Origin of the sequence: Phyllobacterium sp. LjRoot231 (assembly GCF_964253365.1) — a bacterium.
Lineage (GTDB): Bacteria > Pseudomonadota > Alphaproteobacteria > Rhizobiales > Rhizobiaceae > Phyllobacterium.
The window spans coordinates 4,458,087-4,476,811 of record NZ_CAXUQT020000001.1 but is presented as its reverse complement, the minus strand read 5'-3'; the positions used below and the strand labels follow the sequence as shown (position 1 = coordinate 4,476,811).

The window sequence follows — 18,725 nt, the reverse complement described above, 5'->3', positions numbered from 1 at the left end:
CTGGACAGATTGTTCACCGTAGAATGGTTTTCCAATCTTACTCCGGCGCAATCATCCGTTCTGCACGAACAAGACGATCATAGTCCTCGGCAGACACGTGACCGCTTGCTAGAGCTTCTTCACGGAGCGTCGTGCCATTCTTGTGGGCAGTCTTGGCAATCTTCGCCGCATTGTCGTAACCGATAGCCGGAGCCAATGCAGTGACAAGCATCAATGAACGCTCAAGGAGATCCTTGATCCGGACTTCATCGGCTTCGATGCCCTCGACGCAGTTATCGGCGAACGACACCATTGAGTCCGCGAGAAGGCGGATCGACTGAAGCACATTCAGCGCGATGACCGGCTTGAACACGTTGAGTTCAAAGTGGCCTTGGCTCGCGGCAACCGTCACCGTGGTATGGTTGCCGAACACCTGCGCCGCGACCATGGTCAATGCTTCGGCTTGTGTCGGGTTGACCTTACCTGGCATGATCGACGAGCCAGGCTCATTTTCCGGCAGCTTCAGTTCGCCAAGGCCTGAGCGCGGGCCGGATCCGAGAAAGCGGATGTCATTGGCGATCTTGAACAGATCGGCGGCGAGTGCGTTGAGACTGCCGTGGAAATTGGCCAGTGCGCCGTGGCTTGCCAGCGCCTCGAATTTATTGGGCGCTGTCTTGAAGGGCAGACCGGTGATGTCGGAGACAGCTTCGGCAAACCCCGTATCGAAGCCAATGGGCGCATTGAGGCCGGTACCAACGGCTGTGCCGCCCTGCGCCAGCAGGAATACATCGGCGAGGCTCTGTTCGATGCGCTTTCGCGCGTATTCCAGCGCGGCCCGGTAGCCGGAGAATTCCTGGCCGAGCGTAACGGGCGTTGCATCCTGCGTGTGTGTACGGCCAATCTTGATGATATCGGCAAACGCCTTTTCCTTCTTGGCCAAGGCGGCAGTCAGGTGGTTCAGCGCAGGGTAGAGCCGCTCGGTAGCTTCCACGGCCGTGGCGATATGGATTGCTGTCGGGAACGTGTCGTTCGACGATTGGCTCATATTGACGTGATCATTGGGATGAACCGGCTTCTTCGAGCCTTTCGTTCCACCCAGCATCTCGATGGCACGATTGGAGATGACTTCGTTGGCATTCATGTTCGACTGGGTGCCCGAACCTGTCTGCCAGACAACGAGCGGAAAATGATCGTCGAGCTTCCCTTCGATGACCTCTTCGGCAGCGACGGTGATGGCGCGGCCGATCACCTCGTCGAGCTTGCCCAGCGCCATGTTCGTTTCAGCGGCAGCGCGCTTGGCTATACCCAATGCACGAACCAGTGGAATCGGCATTCTTTCGCCGCCGATCTTGAAATTATGCAGCGAGCGTTCGGTTTGTGCGCCCCAATATTTGTCCGAGGCAACTTCGATCGGGCCAAAAGTATCTGTTTCGGTACGCGTGGAGCTCATCGTGTATTTTCCTATGGGAGTTGGCCGCAAGCACTACTGCGAAGCTCGACGAGAGGCAAGGTTCGAGCGGCATACGTTGGTCTGGAATTCATCTGAGTTTGGGATAAAATCGATTAAGCCATTCCAGCGAAACCAATTTTTTCAGATGGCACTATGTTGCAGCTTTCTGACAAACCGGTCCTTGCGAACTGTACCGGTAACTATCGCGAATTCTTGCCGCCGGTAAATCTCCGGTCTCATTTTCTGTGCACGTGGAGCCGCGAAGATTCGTCGGAAACAACAACCCCGGTGGCCGTTGTACCAGACGAGTGTGTGGATCTATTGTGGTCGAGAGGCAAGCTGACGGTGGCAGGTCCCGATAATGCGCCGTAGGCGTGTCGCCAAGCGTGCTCATGCAACAAATCGCAGCGTGGTTGGCCGTTTTGTTCAAGACAGAAAGTCTTTAGACGCTTAAGGTTGTGCGTAGTAGCGTGAGGAGGACAGGGCATGGCGACACATGAAGCGCGAACCCTTCAAATTGCCATTCAGCGTACTTGGAACGATGTTTACGACTACGCCAGCATTCCCGAAAACCTGCCGGAATGGGCGTCAGGGCTAACCTCTGCCCTGCAGAAGTCAGGGGACGAATGGCTGGCGGATGGTCCCGCAGGCAAACTCAGGCTTCGCTTTGCACCGCCAAACAAGTTCGGCGTTCTCGATCACTGGGTGACCACCGAAACCGGCGAGAAGGTCTATATCCCGCTACGAGTGGTCGCCAATGGCGGGAGTTCCGAGGTGATTTTTACTTTGTTCCGGTTGCCTGGAATGGACGACGAGAAGTTTGCTGCTGACGCAGCTTGGGTAAAGCGCGATCTGCAAAGGCTCAAGGATGTGCTCGAAGCACAACTGATAGAGTGATATGAAAAATGGCCAATTCAAGCAGGGACAAACGGATCGACTACATTGAATTCAACGTGAAGGATATTGCGCGGGCTCGCAACTTCTACGGCAATGTATTCGGCTGGACCTTTACTGACTATGGTGCTGAATATTGCGAATTTTCCGATGGCAATCTCAAAGGCGGATTTGCTAACGCCGGAGAGGTCAAATCGGGTGGCCCCCTGGTCATCCTCTTCGCCGACGATCTCGCGGATACGTTGAAGCGAGTTGAAAAGGCTGGCGGCAAGATCGTCAAGCCGGTCTTCAATTTCCCCGGCGGGCGCCGGTTTCATTTCACCGATCCTGAAGGATATGAGTTGGCGGTTTGGTCGGATAAATGAGCGGCCGCTTGCGCAGCCGCTCATCGGTTGATCAGGCAGCACGCGCTGTTTTGAGCCCATTTGCCCACCACACGAGCTGATCGAGCTGGTTGGTAGCGGCCTCATTGAGGTGGGCGTAATCGCCAAGCTTCTTCTCGCCCTTGATCACACTCAAATATTCCTGGAAAGCGATATGGACGCCGGTCTTCACAGAAGCGGCACTCATTTCCACGAAGACCAGACGAAGATGTTCGATTGCACGGGCACCGCCAACGCCGCCATAACCAACAAAACCGATCGGCTTGTGAATGAACTCGCCAAGGTCGATTGCGTTCTTCAGAACTGCAGTCGGGCCGTGGTTATATTCTGCAACAGTGACCACGTAGCCATCAAATTCACGCAGTTTGTTTTTCCAGCGCTCTGCTGTTTCGGTTTGAGCAGTCGTCGTGCGCTCTTCACCGAAGAAGTGCATCGGATAGTCCAGCAGATCGAGAATCTCGACCTCGATATCGTCACGTTTTCCGGCTACTTCGGCGATCCATTTGGCCGGAAATTCGGCAAAACGGCCGATACGCGTGCTGCCAACAATGATGCCGATTTTTGCTTTAGCCATGTTGAGAAATCCTTTGTCTTGGGGTGGTAACTATTTGTGACCGGAGCTATATAAGTGACTGTCTAAAACCACCGCAAGGAGGCACTTTTTTGAAACCGAGCCACTTTGAAGTAACCTCCGCCTGCACGGCGGTTCATCACATTCTGGCGCGAGTAGGCGACAAATGGACGGTGCTGGTCGTCAATTATCTTGGCAATCGCTCGATGCGATTTAACGAGTTGAAACGGGCGATCAATGGTATTTCTCAAAAGATGCTGACGAGCACATTGCGTAGCCTCGAGCGCGACGGTTTTGTCACCCGGACGGTTTTTCCGACTATTCCGCCGCGTGTGGATTACGAACTGACCGATCTCGGGCGTGATCTGCTGGTGCCCGTGCGGGGGCTTGGCGATTGGGCCATCAAGAACGAGCAACGTGTCAGCGAGGCTCGTGCCCGTTTCGATGCAGCTCACGGTAATGCCGAGATACGGCCAGGATTCGCTGACGCGGCAGAATAAGGATCATACAAAGCCTGTTATATGATGTGCGTTCAATGGTAGTGATAATAAAAAAGGCGGGTCGAAACCCGCCTTTCCGTATACGATATGGGACAGGACTTCTTAGAAGTCCATACCGCCCATGCCACCCATTCCGCCGCCTGGCATCTGGGGAGCACCGCCATTGTCCTTCTTCGGAGCTTCGGCGATCATGGCTTCGGTGGTGACCAGCAGGCCAGCAACCGATGCAGCGTCCTGCAGAGCAGTACGAACAACCTTGACCGGATCGACGATGCCGAGAGCAATGAGATCGCCGTACTCGCCATTGGCCGCATTGTAGCCGTAGGTGTCCTTCTTGTTCTCAAGAATCTTGCCGACAACGATCGAAGCTTCATCGCCTGCGTTCGTTGCGATCTGGCGAGCCGGAGCCTGCAGAGCGCGACGAACGATGTTGATGCCAGCGTCCTGATCGGCATTTGCACCCTTAAGAGTGAGGGCAGCAGAAGCGCGCAGGAGAGCAACACCACCGCCAGCAACGATGCCTTCTTCAACAGCCGCACGGGTTGCGTTGAGGGCGTCGTCGACGCGGTCCTTCTTTTCCTTCACTTCAACTTCCGTTGCACCGCCAACGCGGATAACGGCAACACCGCCAGCGAGCTTGGCAAGGCGTTCCTGCAGCTTCTCGCGGTCGTAGTCGGAAGTGGTTTCGTCGATCTGCTGCTTGATCTGGCCGACGCGGGCGTTGATTTCCGCCTTCTTGCCATGTCCGTCAACGATTGTGGTGTTTTCCTTGGTGATCGACACCTTCTTGGCGCGGCCGAGCATGTCAAGCGTAACGCTTTCGAGCTTGATGCCGAGATCTTCGGAAATAACCTGACCACCGGTAAGGATAGCGATGTCTTCGAGCATTGCCTTGCGGCGATCGCCAAAGCCAGGAGCCTTGACTGCAGCAATCTTCAGGCCGCCACGCAGCTTGTTGACGACGAGCGTAGCAAGAGCTTCGCCTTCGACGTCTTCAGAAATGATGACGAGTGGCTTGGAGGTCTGAACGACAGCTTCGAGAACCGGCAGAAGAGCCTGGAGGTTCGAAAGCTTCTTCTCGTGCAGAAGGATGTACGCGTCTTCGAGGTCAGCAACCATCTTTTCGGGGTTGGTGACGAAGTAAGGCGACAGGTAGCCGCGGTCGAACTGCATGCCTTCGACGACTTCGAGTTCGGTGTCAGCGGTCTTGGCTTCCTCAACGGTGATAACACCTTCGTTGCCGACCTTCTGCATCGCCTTGGCGATCATTTCACCGATTTCGGTCTCGCCATTGGCAGAGATCGTGCCAACCTGCGCAACCTCTTCCGAAGTCTTGATCTTCTTGGCGCTCTTGCCGAGCTGCTTGACAACTTCAGCAACAGCAAGATCGATGCCGCGCTTCAGATCCATCGGGTTCATGCCGGCAGCAACAGCTTTGCCACCTTCCTGAACGATAGCCTGGGCAAGAACAGTAGCAGTCGTAGTGCCGTCACCGGCAATGTCGTTCGTCTTCGAAGCGACTTCACGCACCATCTGTGCGCCCATGTTTTCGAACTTGTCTTCAAGTTCGATTTCCTTGGCAACAGTCACGCCGTCCTTGGTGATGCGCGGAGCGCCGAAGGACTTGTCGATGACAACGTTACGGCCTTTCGGGCCGAGCGTTACCTTGACAGCATCTGCAAGGATATTGACACCGCGCAGCATGCGCTCACGCGCATCGCGGCCGAATTTTACTTCTTTGGAAGCCATTTTATCTCTCCTGGGATTGAACCCGGTTTGATCGATATTCGTTGATTGAGGGACAGCCGATGATTAGCCGAGGATGCCCAGAATGTCGGATTCCTTCATGATCAGCAGGTCTTCGCCGCCGATCTTGACTTCCGTGCCGGACCACTTGCCGAACAGGATAAGATCGCCTGCCTTGACATCGAGCGGTACGAGCTTGCCAGCTTCGTCACGAGCGCCAGTGCCTACAGAAACGATTTCGCCTTCCTGTGGCTTTTCCTTGGCAGTATCCGGAATGATGATGCCGCCTGCAGTCTTTGCTTCGGATTCGACGCGGCGTACTACGACGCGGTCGTGAAGCGGGCGGAACTTGGTCTTGGCCATGGTTAGAACCCTTGATGTTGGTGTCAAAACGATGTCGCGAACAGCTGCGCCATCCGCGTTATTAGCACTCGACATAGGTGAGTGCTAACTGCGGCCGGAAATAGTGGGATGACGTTGAAGAGTCAAGGGAAACCTGTGATGAATCTTTCTGCGGTCAACCTGAAATCGGCAACCGCAAGGCGCTCGTACACGCCTGCAGCAAGACACTTATTCCATATAAATGTGATGTATTGATGAAAACGAGGAGCTTAGGCCGCTTCCACCTCGATTTTGTCGACAGTCAGATTGGCGTCACCCCAGGCTTTGAGCGCGCTAATGACCGGCTCGAGACTGCGGCCACGCGCCGAAAGCGAGTACTCGACCTTGGGCGGCACCTCGGCATAAACCTTGCGTATAATCAGCCCGTCGGCTTCCAATTCCCGCAACTGGTTGGTCAGCATGCGCTGCGTGACATTTATCAGCTTGCGGCGGATTTCGCTGAAGCGCAGCGTCCCTGACATGAGGTGGTAGAGGATCACGCCTTTCCACTTGCCGTCGATCAGGTTGAGAACGCCTTCCACGGGGCAACCGGCGGAACAATCAAACGTCTTATGGCGCACGCGTGGCATGATGGTATCCTTTTTGACACTATATGCAATATATGTGCATTCTTGCACTTATACAGCATAGGGCGCATTTGAGCCGGGTCAACTTATCCTGGAGTAACGATCATGCACGCTGTCGCCTATTTCGAACCACAACCCATCACCGCTGAAACGTCGCTGGTCGATATCGACCTGCCCAAGCCCGAAGCAAGGAGCAGGGACATTCTGGTTGAAGTGAAGGCTATATCCGTCAATCCCGTCGATACCAAGATCCGGTCCGGGGTAAAGCCGGAACCGGGAACTCCAAAAGTGCTTGGTTGGGATGCTGCCGGTGTCGTGGCTGCAGTTGGACCGGAAGTAAAATTCTTCAAGCCCGGTGATGAAGTGTTTTATGCCGGTGCAGTCGATCGTCCCGGCACCAACTCGGAATTCCATCTTGTCGATGAACGCATCGTCGGAAGGAAGCCTTCATCACTAGATTTCAGCGCCGCCGCTGCCTTGCCCCTGACGTCGATCACGGCTTGGGAGGCACTGTTCGACCGGCTTCACGTTGAAACACCGGTAGTCGGCGCGGCCAATGCCATCGTCATCGTCGGCGGTGCGGGCGGTGTCGGCTCGATCGCTATCCAGCTCGCGCGAAAATTGACAAACCTCACCGTCATCGCCACGGCGTCGCGTCCGGAGACGCAGGCATGGGTCCGCGATCTCGGTGCTCATTACGTCATAGATCATTCAAAGCCTATCGCAGCGCAGGTGGAAGCGCTCGGCATAGGCGCTCCGGCTTTCGTCTTCTCAACCACTAACACCGACGCGCATCTGGCTGAGATCGCTTCACTGCTGGCGCCACAGGGCCGCTTTGCGCTCATCGACGATCCAAAGGCGCTCGATGTCATGTTGCTGAAACGCAAGAGTATATCCCTGCATTGGGAACTGATGTTCACGCGGGCGTTGTTCAAGACCCCCGACATGGAAGCTCAGCATCGAATTTTGAACCAAGTGTCGGAACTCGTTGACGAAGGGAAAATCAAAACGACGCTCGCCGATGATTTCGGCCCGATCAACGCGGCCAACCTCAAGAAGGCACATGCGCTCATCGAAAGCGGCCGCGCCAAGGGCAAGATTGTTCTTTCCGGATTCTGAGGTGGATAGGACTTGCCGGCAGGCGTCTCGTTTGCCGGCGGAATTCTAAGTGGACTACGAGACTACGAAGCAATCCCATTTATTTCCGGAGAGCTCCAGTGGAAAAGGTTCCCGTTGCCAATAGTCTGTCAGGCCAAGGGTTTCGATCGAGCCCGCCTGCTGTTTGCGCAGAAAATCGACAAGGGCGGCCCGGTCCCGTTTCTTCAAGGGTTCGTAATATTTCGGCAAATGATCCACCCACCCTTTAGCGATGGCCGCATCCACAAGGCCAATGGCCTCGTCGAAATTCCCCTTGGCGATGGCGATATAAGCCATAAGTTTAAAATCGAAGGAAAAGGTGTTGTGCGGCGGTGGCTCGTTCGACCGATAGGCCACAAAGTCGTCGATCGTGTTGACACGGCGCAGTCCAGGTAATGTCTCTTCAATTGTATGGCGTAAGCGCTCAACTTCTTCGGGATCAAAAATGTTCCAAGGCCCCCACCCATTATTGTACAGCGAACGTCCGCCATTGATCGCCCAACTACAATAACGCAGGAATGTCAGATCGATGACTGCAGTGACGTTAAAGAGATCGTCAAATATCGAGTGGCCGAGGCGGATGAAGCGCAGCACGTGCCGTACCGGCTTGACGACCAGATGGCGACCAATGAGCGTCAGGTCCTTATGACGATCGAGGATTGGCTCAACCAATCGTTCGACATCATCCTGAGTAGTAACAGGAAGCAGACTTGCTCTCATCCCTTCTCCATTCCAAAAGGTTCGGGTTCGAAATGTTTCGCCAGTTTGAGCGCCCCGATCGTGCGCCTCTGCTGTTCGTGCAGAAGATCGAGAAGAGCAGTACGATCCCATTGCTTCAAGGCTTTGTAATATTTGGGTGTCCAGTCGATCTCGCGGCTGGCTATGGCTGGCTCGACGATCGAAAGGGCTTTCTCAAGATCGCCATTAGCAATTGCGATGAGGGCAAGATCGTCTGGACGAAGAGAGGAACGATATAGCGATTTTATGCTATTGGTTTGGTAGGTCACGAATTCGTCGATAGTGGTGACACGGCGCATTTCCGGCAGCGCTTCTTCAATCATTTGGCGCAGCACCTCGAGCGACTCAGGGTAACGGATATCCCAACTTCCTCGATCAGCAGCAAGCCGCCATCCACCGCTAAGCGGCCAGCCACCCATATTGAAGAAGGTGAGGTTCATGCAGGTGCGAACCTGAAAGGCGTATACGTCCGATTCGCGATCAATGCAGATAAAGCGCAGGACGTTGCGCACTGGCATCAGAACAAGCATGCGCCCGACGAGCGCCAGATCATCATGGCGCTCAAGCAAGGGCATCATTGCCCGTTTTACGTCGGCGATGGTTGTCAATAGCTTAACCACGGTTGGATCGGAATGATGAGAATACGATTCACCATACCGAAATTCTTATGAACAGACTGGCCGATTTCCCTCATTCTGGCTGGGGAAAGCCCGCTTTTTCCAGTTTTCAGATCGTAAACGCAGATAACTCCGTTTCCTACCTTTTCAAGAACGTCCAAGCGGAGTGAATCCTTCAAGCCATATCTTACTCCATCCTTGTGATAACGCTTGTCACCCTCCAATTCTTCAGCGTACTTCAAGTAAGATTGTTCGGGTATTAGACTTTCCGCGTAGTTGCGGATGATATTTTTTTTCATGTTCGTGTGGACCTGCGTCCCATATTCGGTTGCAGACCGGTAGTCAGATTTCTTGCCGGCATCTTGAGCTGCCAAATTCGCCTGGGTCTGGACGGCGCCAGACAAGGGGCATGCACTTTCCACTTGTTCGCGCAGCAAGGGAACAACTGTCGTTTCCAGCTTCGGCCCTTGTCCCGCTACAAACTCGTGGGGGGTAAAATGCAGCGCTGGTACAACGTTTTCCGGCGCATTTTGAAGCAACCAGTTGTAGCGATCTGTTGCCTCGTCAGCAGTGCCTTTGAACGACGAATTCAGAGGGTCACTTTCAAGCAATTGGTGAAGCGCTCCCGTCCCGGCCAATGGACCTGCACCTCTACCAAACGGCACGCCGGGCTTGGGAGCTGGAATGGGTTTGATGGACGGCCCTTGCGCGGCCGAGCCTGGCGGCTTTACTGTGGTGAAGTCGACAGGTCTTGCCTGAAGCCCGCCGCTCGCCCCAGACCCTGCGCCGCCATCGGTCCATTGCCCGCCATCCGAATTGCCAGCGGGCACACGCGGCTGATTGGGATCGAATTTTCGGAGGATGTGCTCCAGCAACCGCAGCCGGTTTCTCCAGAAATCGTAATCGAGCTCCGCTCCCCGGATTTGCTTAGGGAGATAAGTGTTCGGCGGCGCATCGCGCATCGCCTTCAATTTCAGATTGCTTTCTTCAAATCGGAATCTGTGGTGACGAATTTGGGAGAGGTGGTAATCTAAGTCGGCCATGAAATAAATCCTCGTTAAAAGAATATATTCCTATTTTTGGCCGCGATTGTAAATGCGACTTTAGAATTACGCCGATCATTCGCGTGTTTTAAATCCGTCAGTCGTCGCCGTGCTCTTCACGAACGTGGTTAGCCATATCGACAAGCATGTCGCTCACATGCCTGTCGGCGAGCTCATAGAATATCTGTTTGGCCTGCCGATTGCCGCGCACCAGTCGTGCACCGCGTAGCAGCCGCAGATGATGACTCACCAGCGATTGCGATAGCTCAAGGCTCGCTGCGATATCCCCGACTGACCTTGGCTCGTCCAGGCAAAAGAACAGGATGCGCAGCCGCGTCGGATCGCCAAGCAGTCGAAACGTCTCGGCAAGGATCGTCGTATCGAGCTGCGATGGGATTGCTGCCTTGCTCAATGTTTGTGATCCTCGTGACTATGGTCGTGAGCCGGGTGATCATGATCACCGTGACCAGTATGATCGTGGTCGTCTTCCAAATTCGTTCCAAGGCAGCAGTCGTCGGCCACGGTGTCTGGCCAATCGATTGCAATGGTGGAGTGTTCAATGCCGAACTTCTTCCTGAGCTCGACTTCGACCTGCTTGACCAGCAAGCGCGGGTTGGCATCCGGTCGAGGCAGTACATGCAATGTGGCAAGCGCCTTGCCCGACGTGATCATCCAGACATGCACATGCCGTACATTGGCGCAGCCGGGAACTGTTTTTTTCAAATATTGCTCGATCTCTTCAGGGAATGCATTCGCCGGTGCACCTTCAAGAAGAATGTGCATTGAATTTCTCAACAGGGCCCAGGCGCTACGCAAGATCAGCAGACAGACGAAGACCGACAGGATGGGATCGATCGGCGTCCAGTCCGTATAATAGATGACGATAGCGGCGATGATGGTACCTACGGAACCGAGCAGATCGCCCAGCACATGCAGGATTGCACCCTTGATATTGACATGCTCGCTGTCGCCGCGCGTCAGGATCCAGAACACTGCTATGTTGATGGCCAGCCCGATTGTCGCCACGATCAGCATGGGTCCTGCCAGAACCTCACCGGGATTACGGAAGCGATCGACAGCTTCGATGGTAATCCAGATGAGGATGGCGAAAAGTGCAATGGCATTCATCAGCCCGGCGATGACTTCAAAGCGCAAGTAGCCGAATGTGCGTCGCTCATCGGCAGCACGCTTGCCGAAATGGAACGCGGCATAGGAGAGCGCGAGGGCGGACGCGTCAGTGACCATATGGCCCGCGTCGGCAATCAGTGCCAGTGAACCCGACAGAAGCCCGCCTATGACTTCGACGATCATGAAGGCGAACGTAATGAAAAAGGCGATCAGCACTTTGCGCTGATTGTCCGCCGTGATTGTCGGCGCGTGGTCGTGACCTTCGTGTGAATGCGACATGGCTTGCCCTATTGCTGACAAACATATCAATACTTGTTCATATGTAGGTTGTCAATGTTGCCACGCGAAACAATCACCAATGATCATGGGTGACACATTTCATGCAATCGGGTAAGCGATGTCGGGCTTTGCGTTCTCGGAAAGGATCGGCATGACCGACATGATACATTTGCAGCGTCTCGACGAACTTATGGATCGCTATGATGTGCTTCTGTGCGATGTCTGGGGCGTTTTGCACAATGGCGTGGATTCTTTTGCTTCGGCATCCAGCGCCTTGGAGCGTGCGCGGCAAGCTGGCCTGACCGTCGTGCTCATCACCAATGCGCCGCGTCGCTTCGATAGCGTCGCGCAGCAGATCCACTCACTCGGCGTGCCTGAATCGTCCTATGATCGCATCGTCACGTCCGGTGATGTGACCCGCGAATTGATCCGCATTGCGCCGCGCCGCGTCTTTCACCTTGGGCCCGAGCGCGACGAAACGCTGTACGAGAGATTGGACATCGAACTTGTCGAGGAACGCGAAGCAGATGTTGTCGTCTGCACTGGATTCTTCGACGACGAAACCGAGACCCCGGAAGATTATGTCGAAATGCTGACGCGTTTCCGTTCGCGCAATTTGCCCTTCATCTGCGCCAATCCGGATATTGTCGTCGAGCGCGGCGACCGGCTTATCTGGTGTGCGGGCGCGCTTGCCCGTGACTATAGCCAGCTCGGCGGCCGGACATTGATTGCCGGCAAGCCACATCGCCCAATCTACGAGGCCGCTGTGGCTGCTGCTGAGGAAGTGCGCGGCGAGCCTGTCGACCACAAGCGCATCCTCGCCATCGGCGATGGTATGCTGACCGATATCAAGGGCGCCGACCTTTTCGGGATTGACGCTCTCTATATTTCCGGTGGTATCCATGCGGGTGACTATGTCATGGGCGGCGTTCACGACCTTGAAAAGCTGCTGGCATTTCTGGCGAAGCACGGCAGCAATCCGGTGGCTACAATGGCCATGTTGGCCTGAAGGTTAAAGTTGATGTCGATCCTGCGTCTGACTGATCCGACCCATTTGCCCGAGCATCTCAAAGGTGCCGTCGTGGCAATCGGCAATTTCGATGGTGTGCATCGTGGTCATCAGGCAGTGCTCGAGCGCGCGTTGGAAGCGGCGCATGAGGAAGGAAATCCTTCGCTCGTCCTGACATTTGAGCCGCATCCACGCAGCGTGTTTGTGCCGGACCAGCCAGTAGACCGACTGACACCGGCCGCCGAGAAAGCGTCTATTCTTGAGGCGTTGGGCTTTGACGCAGTGGTTGAATGCCATTTCACTCGCGAATTTTCGCAGATGACAGCGGACGACTTCGTCGATCGGATTCTTGTCGATGCATTCGGTGCAAGCCGGATCGTCACTGGCTTCGATTTTCACTTCGGCAAGAACCGTCAGGGCGGTCCCGCCTTTCTTATGGATGCTGGCGAGAAACGCGGCTTTCACGTTACCCTGGTTGATGCTTTCCGCGATGAGGGCGGCCAGGCGATATCATCGAGCCGTATTCGCGAGCTTTTCGGTGAAGGGGAGGTGGTGGAGGCTGCCGGTCTTCTCGGCTATCGACACCGGATTCGGGCCGAAGTCATTGTCGGCAAGCAGCTTGGTCGCACGATCGGCTTCCCGACGGCCAACATGGTTCTGCCGCCCGAAACCCATCTAAAGCATGGCATTTACGCCGTGCGCTTCCGCAGGGCTGACGGCACACTTTACGATGGGGTTGCGAGCTTCGGCCGCAGGCCAACCGTCGACACGGACGGCGAGCCGTTGCTCGAAACCTACGTCTTCGATTTTGCTGGAAGTCTCTACGGCGAGGTTTGCGCCGTATCTTTTTTTGGTTATTTGCGCGGCGAGGAAAAGTTCGATGGACTGGAGCCGATGATGCAACAGATCAGGCGCGACGAAGAGGAAGCGCGTGCATTGCTGCAGGGCGTCAAACCACTTTCTCCCCTCGATCAAAGGATCAATTTCGACTGATTTGGTAAATCATTTACCATAGAAATAAATCCAATTTTATCTATCGTTTCGTAACTTGGCTCCCAAGCTTGCCGCCTCCCACGGCAGGATCTTTCGGAGTTTTTTTTCATGTCCATTCGTTTTATTGTCGTGCTTTCGGGCGCGCTCGCGTTCGCGAGTTCCACAACAGTTTTTGCCGATGAGTATTATCCGGAAAATCAGACGGCCAGCGCACCGCGGAGCGAACATTGGTGGTCGGGTGATTGGTATCTGACGCTTGGTGCCAAGGGCTTTGTTGCTCCACGCTATGAAGGCGCCAAGGACTATATGCTCAGCGCTGCGCCGGTTATTTCTCTTGGTCGCGCCGGCAGGTCTGTTCGCTTTTCTTCACTGAATGACAATGCCTCTTTCGGCTTTATCGATACGGGTGTCTTCCGTGCCGGTCTTACCGGCAAACTGATCACGGGTCGTGATCGTGGCGATTCCGATGATCTCAAGGGGCTCCACGATGTCGATTGGGGTGTCGAGGTCGGCGGCTTTGCTGAATTCTATCCGACAGACAATATTCGCGGTCGGGTCGAGGTGCGGCGCGGTATCGGCGCTCATGACGGCGTCGTTGCCGATTTTGCTATCGATGCTTTCAAGGACATCACGCCGACCGTGCGCGTTTCCGCGGGCCCGCGTGCGACGGTTGCCTCCAAAGACTATTTCGAGGAATATTATGGTGTGACTGCCAGTGAGTCTGTGGCGTCCGGCCTCGCGCGGTATTCGCCGGGCGGCGGTCTAAAATCGCTTGGCGTCGGCGGTCAGATCACTTGGCAGACCACCGACAAGATCACCACGAGCGCCTATGCCGAATATAGCCGGTTAATGGGTCCCGCAGCGGATTCGAGTCTCGTGAGGGAGCGCGGCTCGGCCAATCAGGCGACATTGGGCGTGCAGGCAACCTACCGCTTTGACTTCGCGCTTTAAGTTTGACCGAAAATGAGAGTAAATGCCTATTCGTAAACAGGAAATCAATTTTTTAAGGTACGATTGGAGAGAAACCTATTATGCCAAGAAACCCGTTGTCAAAGAAAGCGGAAATCCGTGGTGACGAAATAATCTTGGTAACAATGCGGCTTATAATAGAGGGCGGACTTGATAACGTAACAATTGCCAATATTGCAGATGAAATTAGAATATCGAGAAGTGCAATTTATCAATACTATAGAGATAGAAATGATATATTGAAGGATGTTCTGGCAAGAGTTCATAGTATTTATTATAAATCTATAGAGAAATATATTTCGTCTGCAGTTAGTTATGAGGAAAAAATAATCGCATATATTGAAGGGAGCTTTTGTGCTGAAATATTCACAAGAGAGAATGTACTGATTTGGCTTGCATTTTATGGCAGGGTTCCCTTTGACAATAATCTTGAAAAGTTCGCTCATAATCTGGACAACGAGTATTTCGAGAGGTTGAAATGTACATTGAGCAACTTGGGCGTTGAGGGGCGACGGGAGGCAAGAGAACTATGCATCCTGATCGATGGTTTGTGGCTTCGGGCCGCATTTGAAAAAGGACAGCTTACACGAGGCGAGGCTCTCGATATGACCTACAGATATTGCGAGATGCTAGTTAAGAGGCCCTTGCGTCCGATCAGTCCCTCCAATGGAAATTTGCCACTATAGTGACAGGTTGTATTGACTTTACTGCAACTCTGATGGGCTGGGTTTGCAACGAGGAGTTTTGCTCGCTTCGTAGAAACCGACACTGTCGTCTGGTAACCTCGTAGCCTCTTTGGGTGCCTTATATCAAGGCAAGATGAGGTTTCGCCAATGATAGACGGGCAGGATGAATACATTGCAGCGAGTGGAAAAGAAAATTTTCGGAAAATTTACCTGGACATCCTGCTGGAGCTCGCTGTCGAACACGGATATGATTATGCACTCAACGCTGCGGCAACAATGACTGCTGAAGCCTTGTGGAGACCGAGGGTGAATCACCGAGTTGTCAATTGACCCCGGTGACGATTTTCAACATCTGATCATGGCGACGACATGCGCACGCGAAGTTTATTGCACCTCCCTCTTTATTCTACGCGCGGTGATTGCTAAAAGCGCGGCATGAAAACCGTTTGCTGGGCTGGCGCGCAGTCCATACCTATTCAGACGATACGAATTACTGGCCCGGCCTTGCCGCATTCCTGAAGCTTCGGCTTTACGGTGTGGAAGGTCCGGGGCGGCGCCTTTGCGCTCTAATATGATTTCTTCGAATCTTGCACGCAGCGATAACGCGCGGGCCCATCACAAGCTGGAAAAATGACCGATACGTCCACGACACTCGACTATTCGAAAACGCTCTATCTGCCGCAGACGGATTTCCCGATGCGCGCCGGCCTGCCTGCCAAAGAGCCGGAATTCGTCAAGCGCTGGCAGGAGATGAATCTCTACAAAAAGCTACGCGAGGATGCGAAAGAGCGTCCGCTGTATGTCCTGCATGACGGCCCGCCCTATGCCAATGGCAACATCCACATCGGCCACGCGCTGAACAAGATCCTTAAGGATGTCATCACCCGCTCGTTCCAGATGCGCGGCTACAATTCCAACTACGTGCCCGGTTGGGACTGCCACGGCTTGCCGATCGAATGGAAGATCGAGGAGCAATACCGCGCCAAGGGTAAGGACAAGGACGAAGTGCCGGTCAACGAATTCCGCAAGGAATGTCGCGAATTCGCCACCAACTGGATCAAGATCCAGTCGGGCGAGTTCAAGCGGCTCGGTATCGAGGGGGATTTCGAGAACCCCTACACGACCATGGCCTTCCACGCCGAAAGCCGCATTGCCGGAGAACTGCTGAAGTTCGCCATGTCTGGCCAGCTCTATCGCGGCTCCAAGCCGGTGATGTGGTCGGTAGTCGAACGCACCGCACTGGCCGAAGCGGAAGTCGAATATCAGGATATCGAGAGCGATATGATCTGGGTGAAGTTCCCGGTGGCGAAAGGGCCATCGGATCTATCGTCGGCTCATGTCGTCATCTGGACGACTACTCCTTGGACCATCCCTGGCAACCGTGCCGTCAGCTATTCGACGCGCGTTGCCTATGGTCTCTATGAGGTCGAGTCTGCGGAGAATGATTTTGGTCCGCGCTCTGGAGAAAAGCTGATCTTCGCTGACGCACTTGCCGAAGAATCCGCCGCGAAAGCCAAGCTGACCTTCAAGCGTATCCGAACTGTCTCGGCTGATGAGCTTGCGGCGATCACGCTTGCCCATCCGTTCGAAGGTTTTGGTGGCGGTTATGAATTCGCCGTGCCCATGATCGACGGCGATCACGTCACCGACGACGCAGGTACGGGTTTCGTGCATACAGCCCCCGGCCATGGCCGCGAGGACTTTGAGGCCTGGATGAACGCAGCGCGCGACCTCGAAGCACGCGGCATTTCGCCTGCGATCCCCTTTGCCGTTGACGACGCAGGCTATTACACCAAGGACGCGCCGGGTTTTGGACCGGATCGCGAAGGCGGGGCCGCGCGTGTCATCGACGACAATGGCAAGAAGGGTGACGCCAACAAATCCGTCACTGACGAGCTCATCGCCCGCAACGCCCTGTTTGCGCGTGGCCGTCTGAAGCATTCCTACCCGCATTCATGGCGCTCGAAGAAGCCAGTGATCTTCCGCAACACACCGCAATGGTTCGTCTATATGGACAAGGACCTCGGCGATCAGACCACGCTGCGTTCCCGCGCGCTCGCCGCCATCGACGAAACCCGCTTCGTACCGGCTGGCGGTCAGAACCGTCTGCGCGCCATGATCGAGGATCGTCCTGATTGGGTCCTGTCGCGCCAGCGCGCCTGGGGCGTGCCGATCTGCGTCTTCGCTGATGACCATGGCAACGTCCTGAAGGATGACGCCGTCAACGCCCGCATCCTCGAAGCCTTCGAACAGGAAGGCGCCGATGCCTGGTTCGCTGACGGCGCACGTGAGCGATTCCTTGGCGAAAAAGCGAACGAACCGTGGACGCAGGTTCGCGACATTCTCGATGTCTGGTTCGATTCCGGCTCTACCCACGTCTTCACGCTGGAAGACCGGCCCGACCTGAAATGGCCTGCCGACGTTTATCTCGAAGGTTCGGACCAGCATCGTGGCTGGTTCCATTCTTCGCTGCTGGAAAGCTGCGGTACGCGCGGCCGTGCGCCTTACGACACCCTTGTCACCCATGGTTTCACCATGGACGAGGAAGGGCGCAAGATGTCGAAGTCGCTTGGCAATACCGTCACGCCGCAGGATGTGATCAAGGATTCCGGCGCGGATATCCTGCGTCTCTGGGTCATGACGACGGATTACTGGGAAGACCAGCGCCTCGGCAAGAATATCATCCAGACCAACATCGACGCCTACCGCAAGCTTCGCAATACGATCCGCTGGATGCTCGGCACGCTTGCCCATGATGAGGGCGACGAGATTGCCTATGCCGACATGCCGGAGCTCGAGAAGCTGATGCTGCATCGCCTTGCCGAACTCGATGAGGTTGTGCGCTCGGGCTACGACGCGTTCGAGTTCAAGCGCATCACACGGGCACTGATCGATTTCATGAACGTCGAACTCTCGGCCTTCTATTTTGATATCCGCAAGGACTCGCTTTATTGCGATGCGCCGTCGAGCATCAAGCGCAAAGCATCATTGCAGGTTGTGCGCCATCTCTTCGACCGCATCGTTACGTGGCTGGCGCCAATGCTGCCGTTCACCATGGAGGAAGCGTGGCTCGACCTCCATAAGGGTGCCGTATCGGTGCATCTGGAACAGTTCCGGGAAACGCCGAAGGAATGGAAGAACGATGATCTCGCCGCCAAATGGCGCAAGGTGCGCGATGTCCGCCGTGTCGTAACTGGTGCGCTCGAACTGGAGCGTGCAAAGAAAACCATCGGCTCGTCGTTGGAGGCAGCGCCAGTGGTCTACATCACCGATCCGGAATTGCTTGCCGCTGTGACGGGTCTCGACATGGCAGAGATATGCATCACCAGCGGCATCACGATCAAAAGCGAAAAAGCACCTTCGGATGCGTTTGTCGCCGATGATGTGAAAGGCGTCGCGGTTATATCTCAGCGTGCTACGGGAATGAAGTGCGCCCGTTCGTGGCGGTATACGCACGATGTCGGCTCTGACCCAGCTTACCCGGATGTTTCTGCCCGCGATGCCGCTGCTCTGCACGAGTTGGAAAAACTTGGAAAGCTTGCGGTTTAGAGAAGAAATGCGGATTGCTTGATATGCTATCCGCATATTTCTTTGTAAAAACCTGCACAGACTTGCTTAATGCAATTGGCCTCATG

The 18,725-nt window shown here is 54.9% G+C and carries 19 protein-coding genes; 9 read left to right on the top strand and 10 right to left on the bottom strand.

Annotation, left to right across the window (positions count from 1 at the left end):
* Positions 1-37: 37 nt before the first annotated feature.
* Positions 38-1,429 carry a class II fumarate hydratase gene (gene fumC, locus ACSQ3H_RS22320; RefSeq protein WP_436119059.1) on the bottom strand — a complete coding sequence of 464 codons (1,392 nt, stop codon included), beginning with the start codon at positions 1,427-1,429 and terminating at the stop codon, positions 38-40.
* 486 nt (positions 1,430-1,915) lie between these two features.
* On the opposite strand from fumC, the gene ACSQ3H_RS22315 reads away from it, so the two are divergent.
* Entirely contained in the window at positions 1,916-2,326 is a 411-nt protein-coding gene (locus ACSQ3H_RS22315) for an SRPBCC family protein (protein WP_436119058.1), read from the top strand.
* A gap of 8 nt (positions 2,327-2,334) precedes the next feature.
* Entirely contained in the window at positions 2,335-2,688 is a 354-nt protein-coding gene (locus tag ACSQ3H_RS22310; RefSeq protein ID WP_436119057.1) for a VOC family protein, read from the top strand.
* A 31-nt stretch (positions 2,689-2,719) separates the two neighbouring features.
* On the opposite strand, the gene ACSQ3H_RS22305 is transcribed toward ACSQ3H_RS22310, so the two are convergent.
* Positions 2,720-3,280: an NADPH-dependent FMN reductase gene (locus ACSQ3H_RS22305; protein WP_436119056.1), complete on the bottom strand. Its 561-nt coding sequence runs from the start codon at positions 3,278-3,280 to the stop codon at positions 2,720-2,722.
* 89 nt (positions 3,281-3,369) lie between these two features.
* On the opposite strand from ACSQ3H_RS22305, the gene ACSQ3H_RS22300 reads away from it, so the two are divergent.
* Positions 3,370-3,777 (top strand): winged helix-turn-helix transcriptional regulator, encoded by a 408-nt coding sequence (locus tag ACSQ3H_RS22300; RefSeq protein ID WP_436119055.1) that lies wholly within the window; start codon positions 3,370-3,372, stop codon positions 3,775-3,777.
* Positions 3,778-3,879: 102 nt separating this feature from the next.
* On the opposite strand, the gene groL is transcribed toward ACSQ3H_RS22300, so the two are convergent.
* The 3 genes from groL to ACSQ3H_RS22285 form a co-directional block, all read right to left on the bottom strand.
* Positions 3,880-5,526, bottom strand: a complete 1,647-nt coding sequence (gene groL, locus ACSQ3H_RS22295; RefSeq protein WP_436119054.1) for a chaperonin GroEL — start codon at positions 5,524-5,526, stop codon at positions 3,880-3,882.
* A 63-nt stretch (positions 5,527-5,589) separates the two neighbouring features.
* Positions 5,590-5,886, bottom strand: coding sequence for a co-chaperone GroES (gene groES, locus ACSQ3H_RS22290; RefSeq protein ID WP_106715529.1), 297 nt, complete (start codon positions 5,884-5,886; stop codon positions 5,590-5,592).
* Positions 5,887-6,134: 248 nt separating this feature from the next.
* Entirely contained in the window at positions 6,135-6,494 is a 360-nt protein-coding gene (locus tag ACSQ3H_RS22285; RefSeq protein ID WP_436119053.1) for a winged helix-turn-helix transcriptional regulator, read from the bottom strand.
* 102 nt (positions 6,495-6,596) lie between these two features.
* On the opposite strand from ACSQ3H_RS22285, the gene ACSQ3H_RS22280 reads away from it, so the two are divergent.
* Positions 6,597-7,610, top strand: a complete 1,014-nt coding sequence (locus tag ACSQ3H_RS22280) for a zinc-binding alcohol dehydrogenase family protein (protein WP_436119052.1) — start codon at positions 6,597-6,599, stop codon at positions 7,608-7,610.
* 54 nt (positions 7,611-7,664) lie between these two features.
* On the opposite strand, the gene ACSQ3H_RS22275 is transcribed toward ACSQ3H_RS22280, so the two are convergent.
* From ACSQ3H_RS22275 to ACSQ3H_RS22255, 5 genes are all read right to left on the bottom strand, one after another.
* Positions 7,665-8,348, bottom strand: a complete 684-nt coding sequence (locus ACSQ3H_RS22275; protein ID WP_436119051.1) for a hypothetical protein — start codon at positions 8,346-8,348, stop codon at positions 7,665-7,667.
* Complete coding sequence (locus ACSQ3H_RS22270) at positions 8,345-8,974, bottom strand: hypothetical protein (RefSeq protein ID WP_436119050.1); 630 nt, start codon at positions 8,972-8,974, stop codon at positions 8,345-8,347. The genes ACSQ3H_RS22275 and ACSQ3H_RS22270 overlap by 4 nt, the downstream gene beginning before the upstream one ends.
* A complete protein-coding gene (locus ACSQ3H_RS22265; RefSeq protein ID WP_436119049.1) occupies positions 8,971-10,026 on the bottom strand; it encodes a hypothetical protein in 1,056 nt (351 codons plus the stop codon). The genes ACSQ3H_RS22270 and ACSQ3H_RS22265 overlap by 4 nt, the downstream gene beginning before the upstream one ends.
* A gap of 97 nt (positions 10,027-10,123) precedes the next feature.
* Positions 10,124-10,438 carry an ArsR/SmtB family transcription factor gene (locus ACSQ3H_RS22260; protein WP_436119048.1) on the bottom strand — a complete coding sequence of 105 codons (315 nt, stop codon included), beginning with the start codon at positions 10,436-10,438 and terminating at the stop codon, positions 10,124-10,126.
* Complete coding sequence (locus tag ACSQ3H_RS22255; RefSeq protein ID WP_436119047.1) at positions 10,435-11,433, bottom strand: cation diffusion facilitator family transporter; 999 nt, start codon at positions 11,431-11,433, stop codon at positions 10,435-10,437. The genes ACSQ3H_RS22260 and ACSQ3H_RS22255 overlap by 4 nt, the downstream gene beginning before the upstream one ends.
* Positions 11,434-11,593: 160 nt before the next feature.
* Between ACSQ3H_RS22255 and ACSQ3H_RS22250 the strand changes: the two genes are divergently transcribed.
* From ACSQ3H_RS22250 to ileS, 5 genes are all read left to right on the top strand, one after another.
* A complete protein-coding gene (locus ACSQ3H_RS22250) occupies positions 11,594-12,442 on the top strand; it encodes a TIGR01459 family HAD-type hydrolase (RefSeq protein ID WP_436119538.1) in 849 nt (282 codons plus the stop codon).
* Between the two features lie 12 nt (positions 12,443-12,454).
* A complete protein-coding gene (locus tag ACSQ3H_RS22245) occupies positions 12,455-13,435 on the top strand; it encodes a bifunctional riboflavin kinase/FAD synthetase (protein ID WP_436119046.1) in 981 nt (326 codons plus the stop codon).
* Between the two features lie 108 nt (positions 13,436-13,543).
* Complete coding sequence (locus ACSQ3H_RS22240) at positions 13,544-14,386, top strand: MipA/OmpV family protein (protein ID WP_436119045.1); 843 nt, start codon at positions 13,544-13,546, stop codon at positions 14,384-14,386.
* Between the two features lie 80 nt (positions 14,387-14,466).
* Complete coding sequence (locus ACSQ3H_RS22235) at positions 14,467-15,090, top strand: TetR family transcriptional regulator C-terminal domain-containing protein (protein ID WP_436119044.1); 624 nt, start codon at positions 14,467-14,469, stop codon at positions 15,088-15,090.
* A 630-nt stretch (positions 15,091-15,720) separates the two neighbouring features.
* Positions 15,721-18,639 carry an isoleucine--tRNA ligase gene (gene ileS, locus ACSQ3H_RS22230; RefSeq protein ID WP_436119043.1) on the top strand — a complete coding sequence of 973 codons (2,919 nt, stop codon included), beginning with the start codon at positions 15,721-15,723 and terminating at the stop codon, positions 18,637-18,639.
* Positions 18,640-18,725 lie beyond the last annotated feature (86 nt).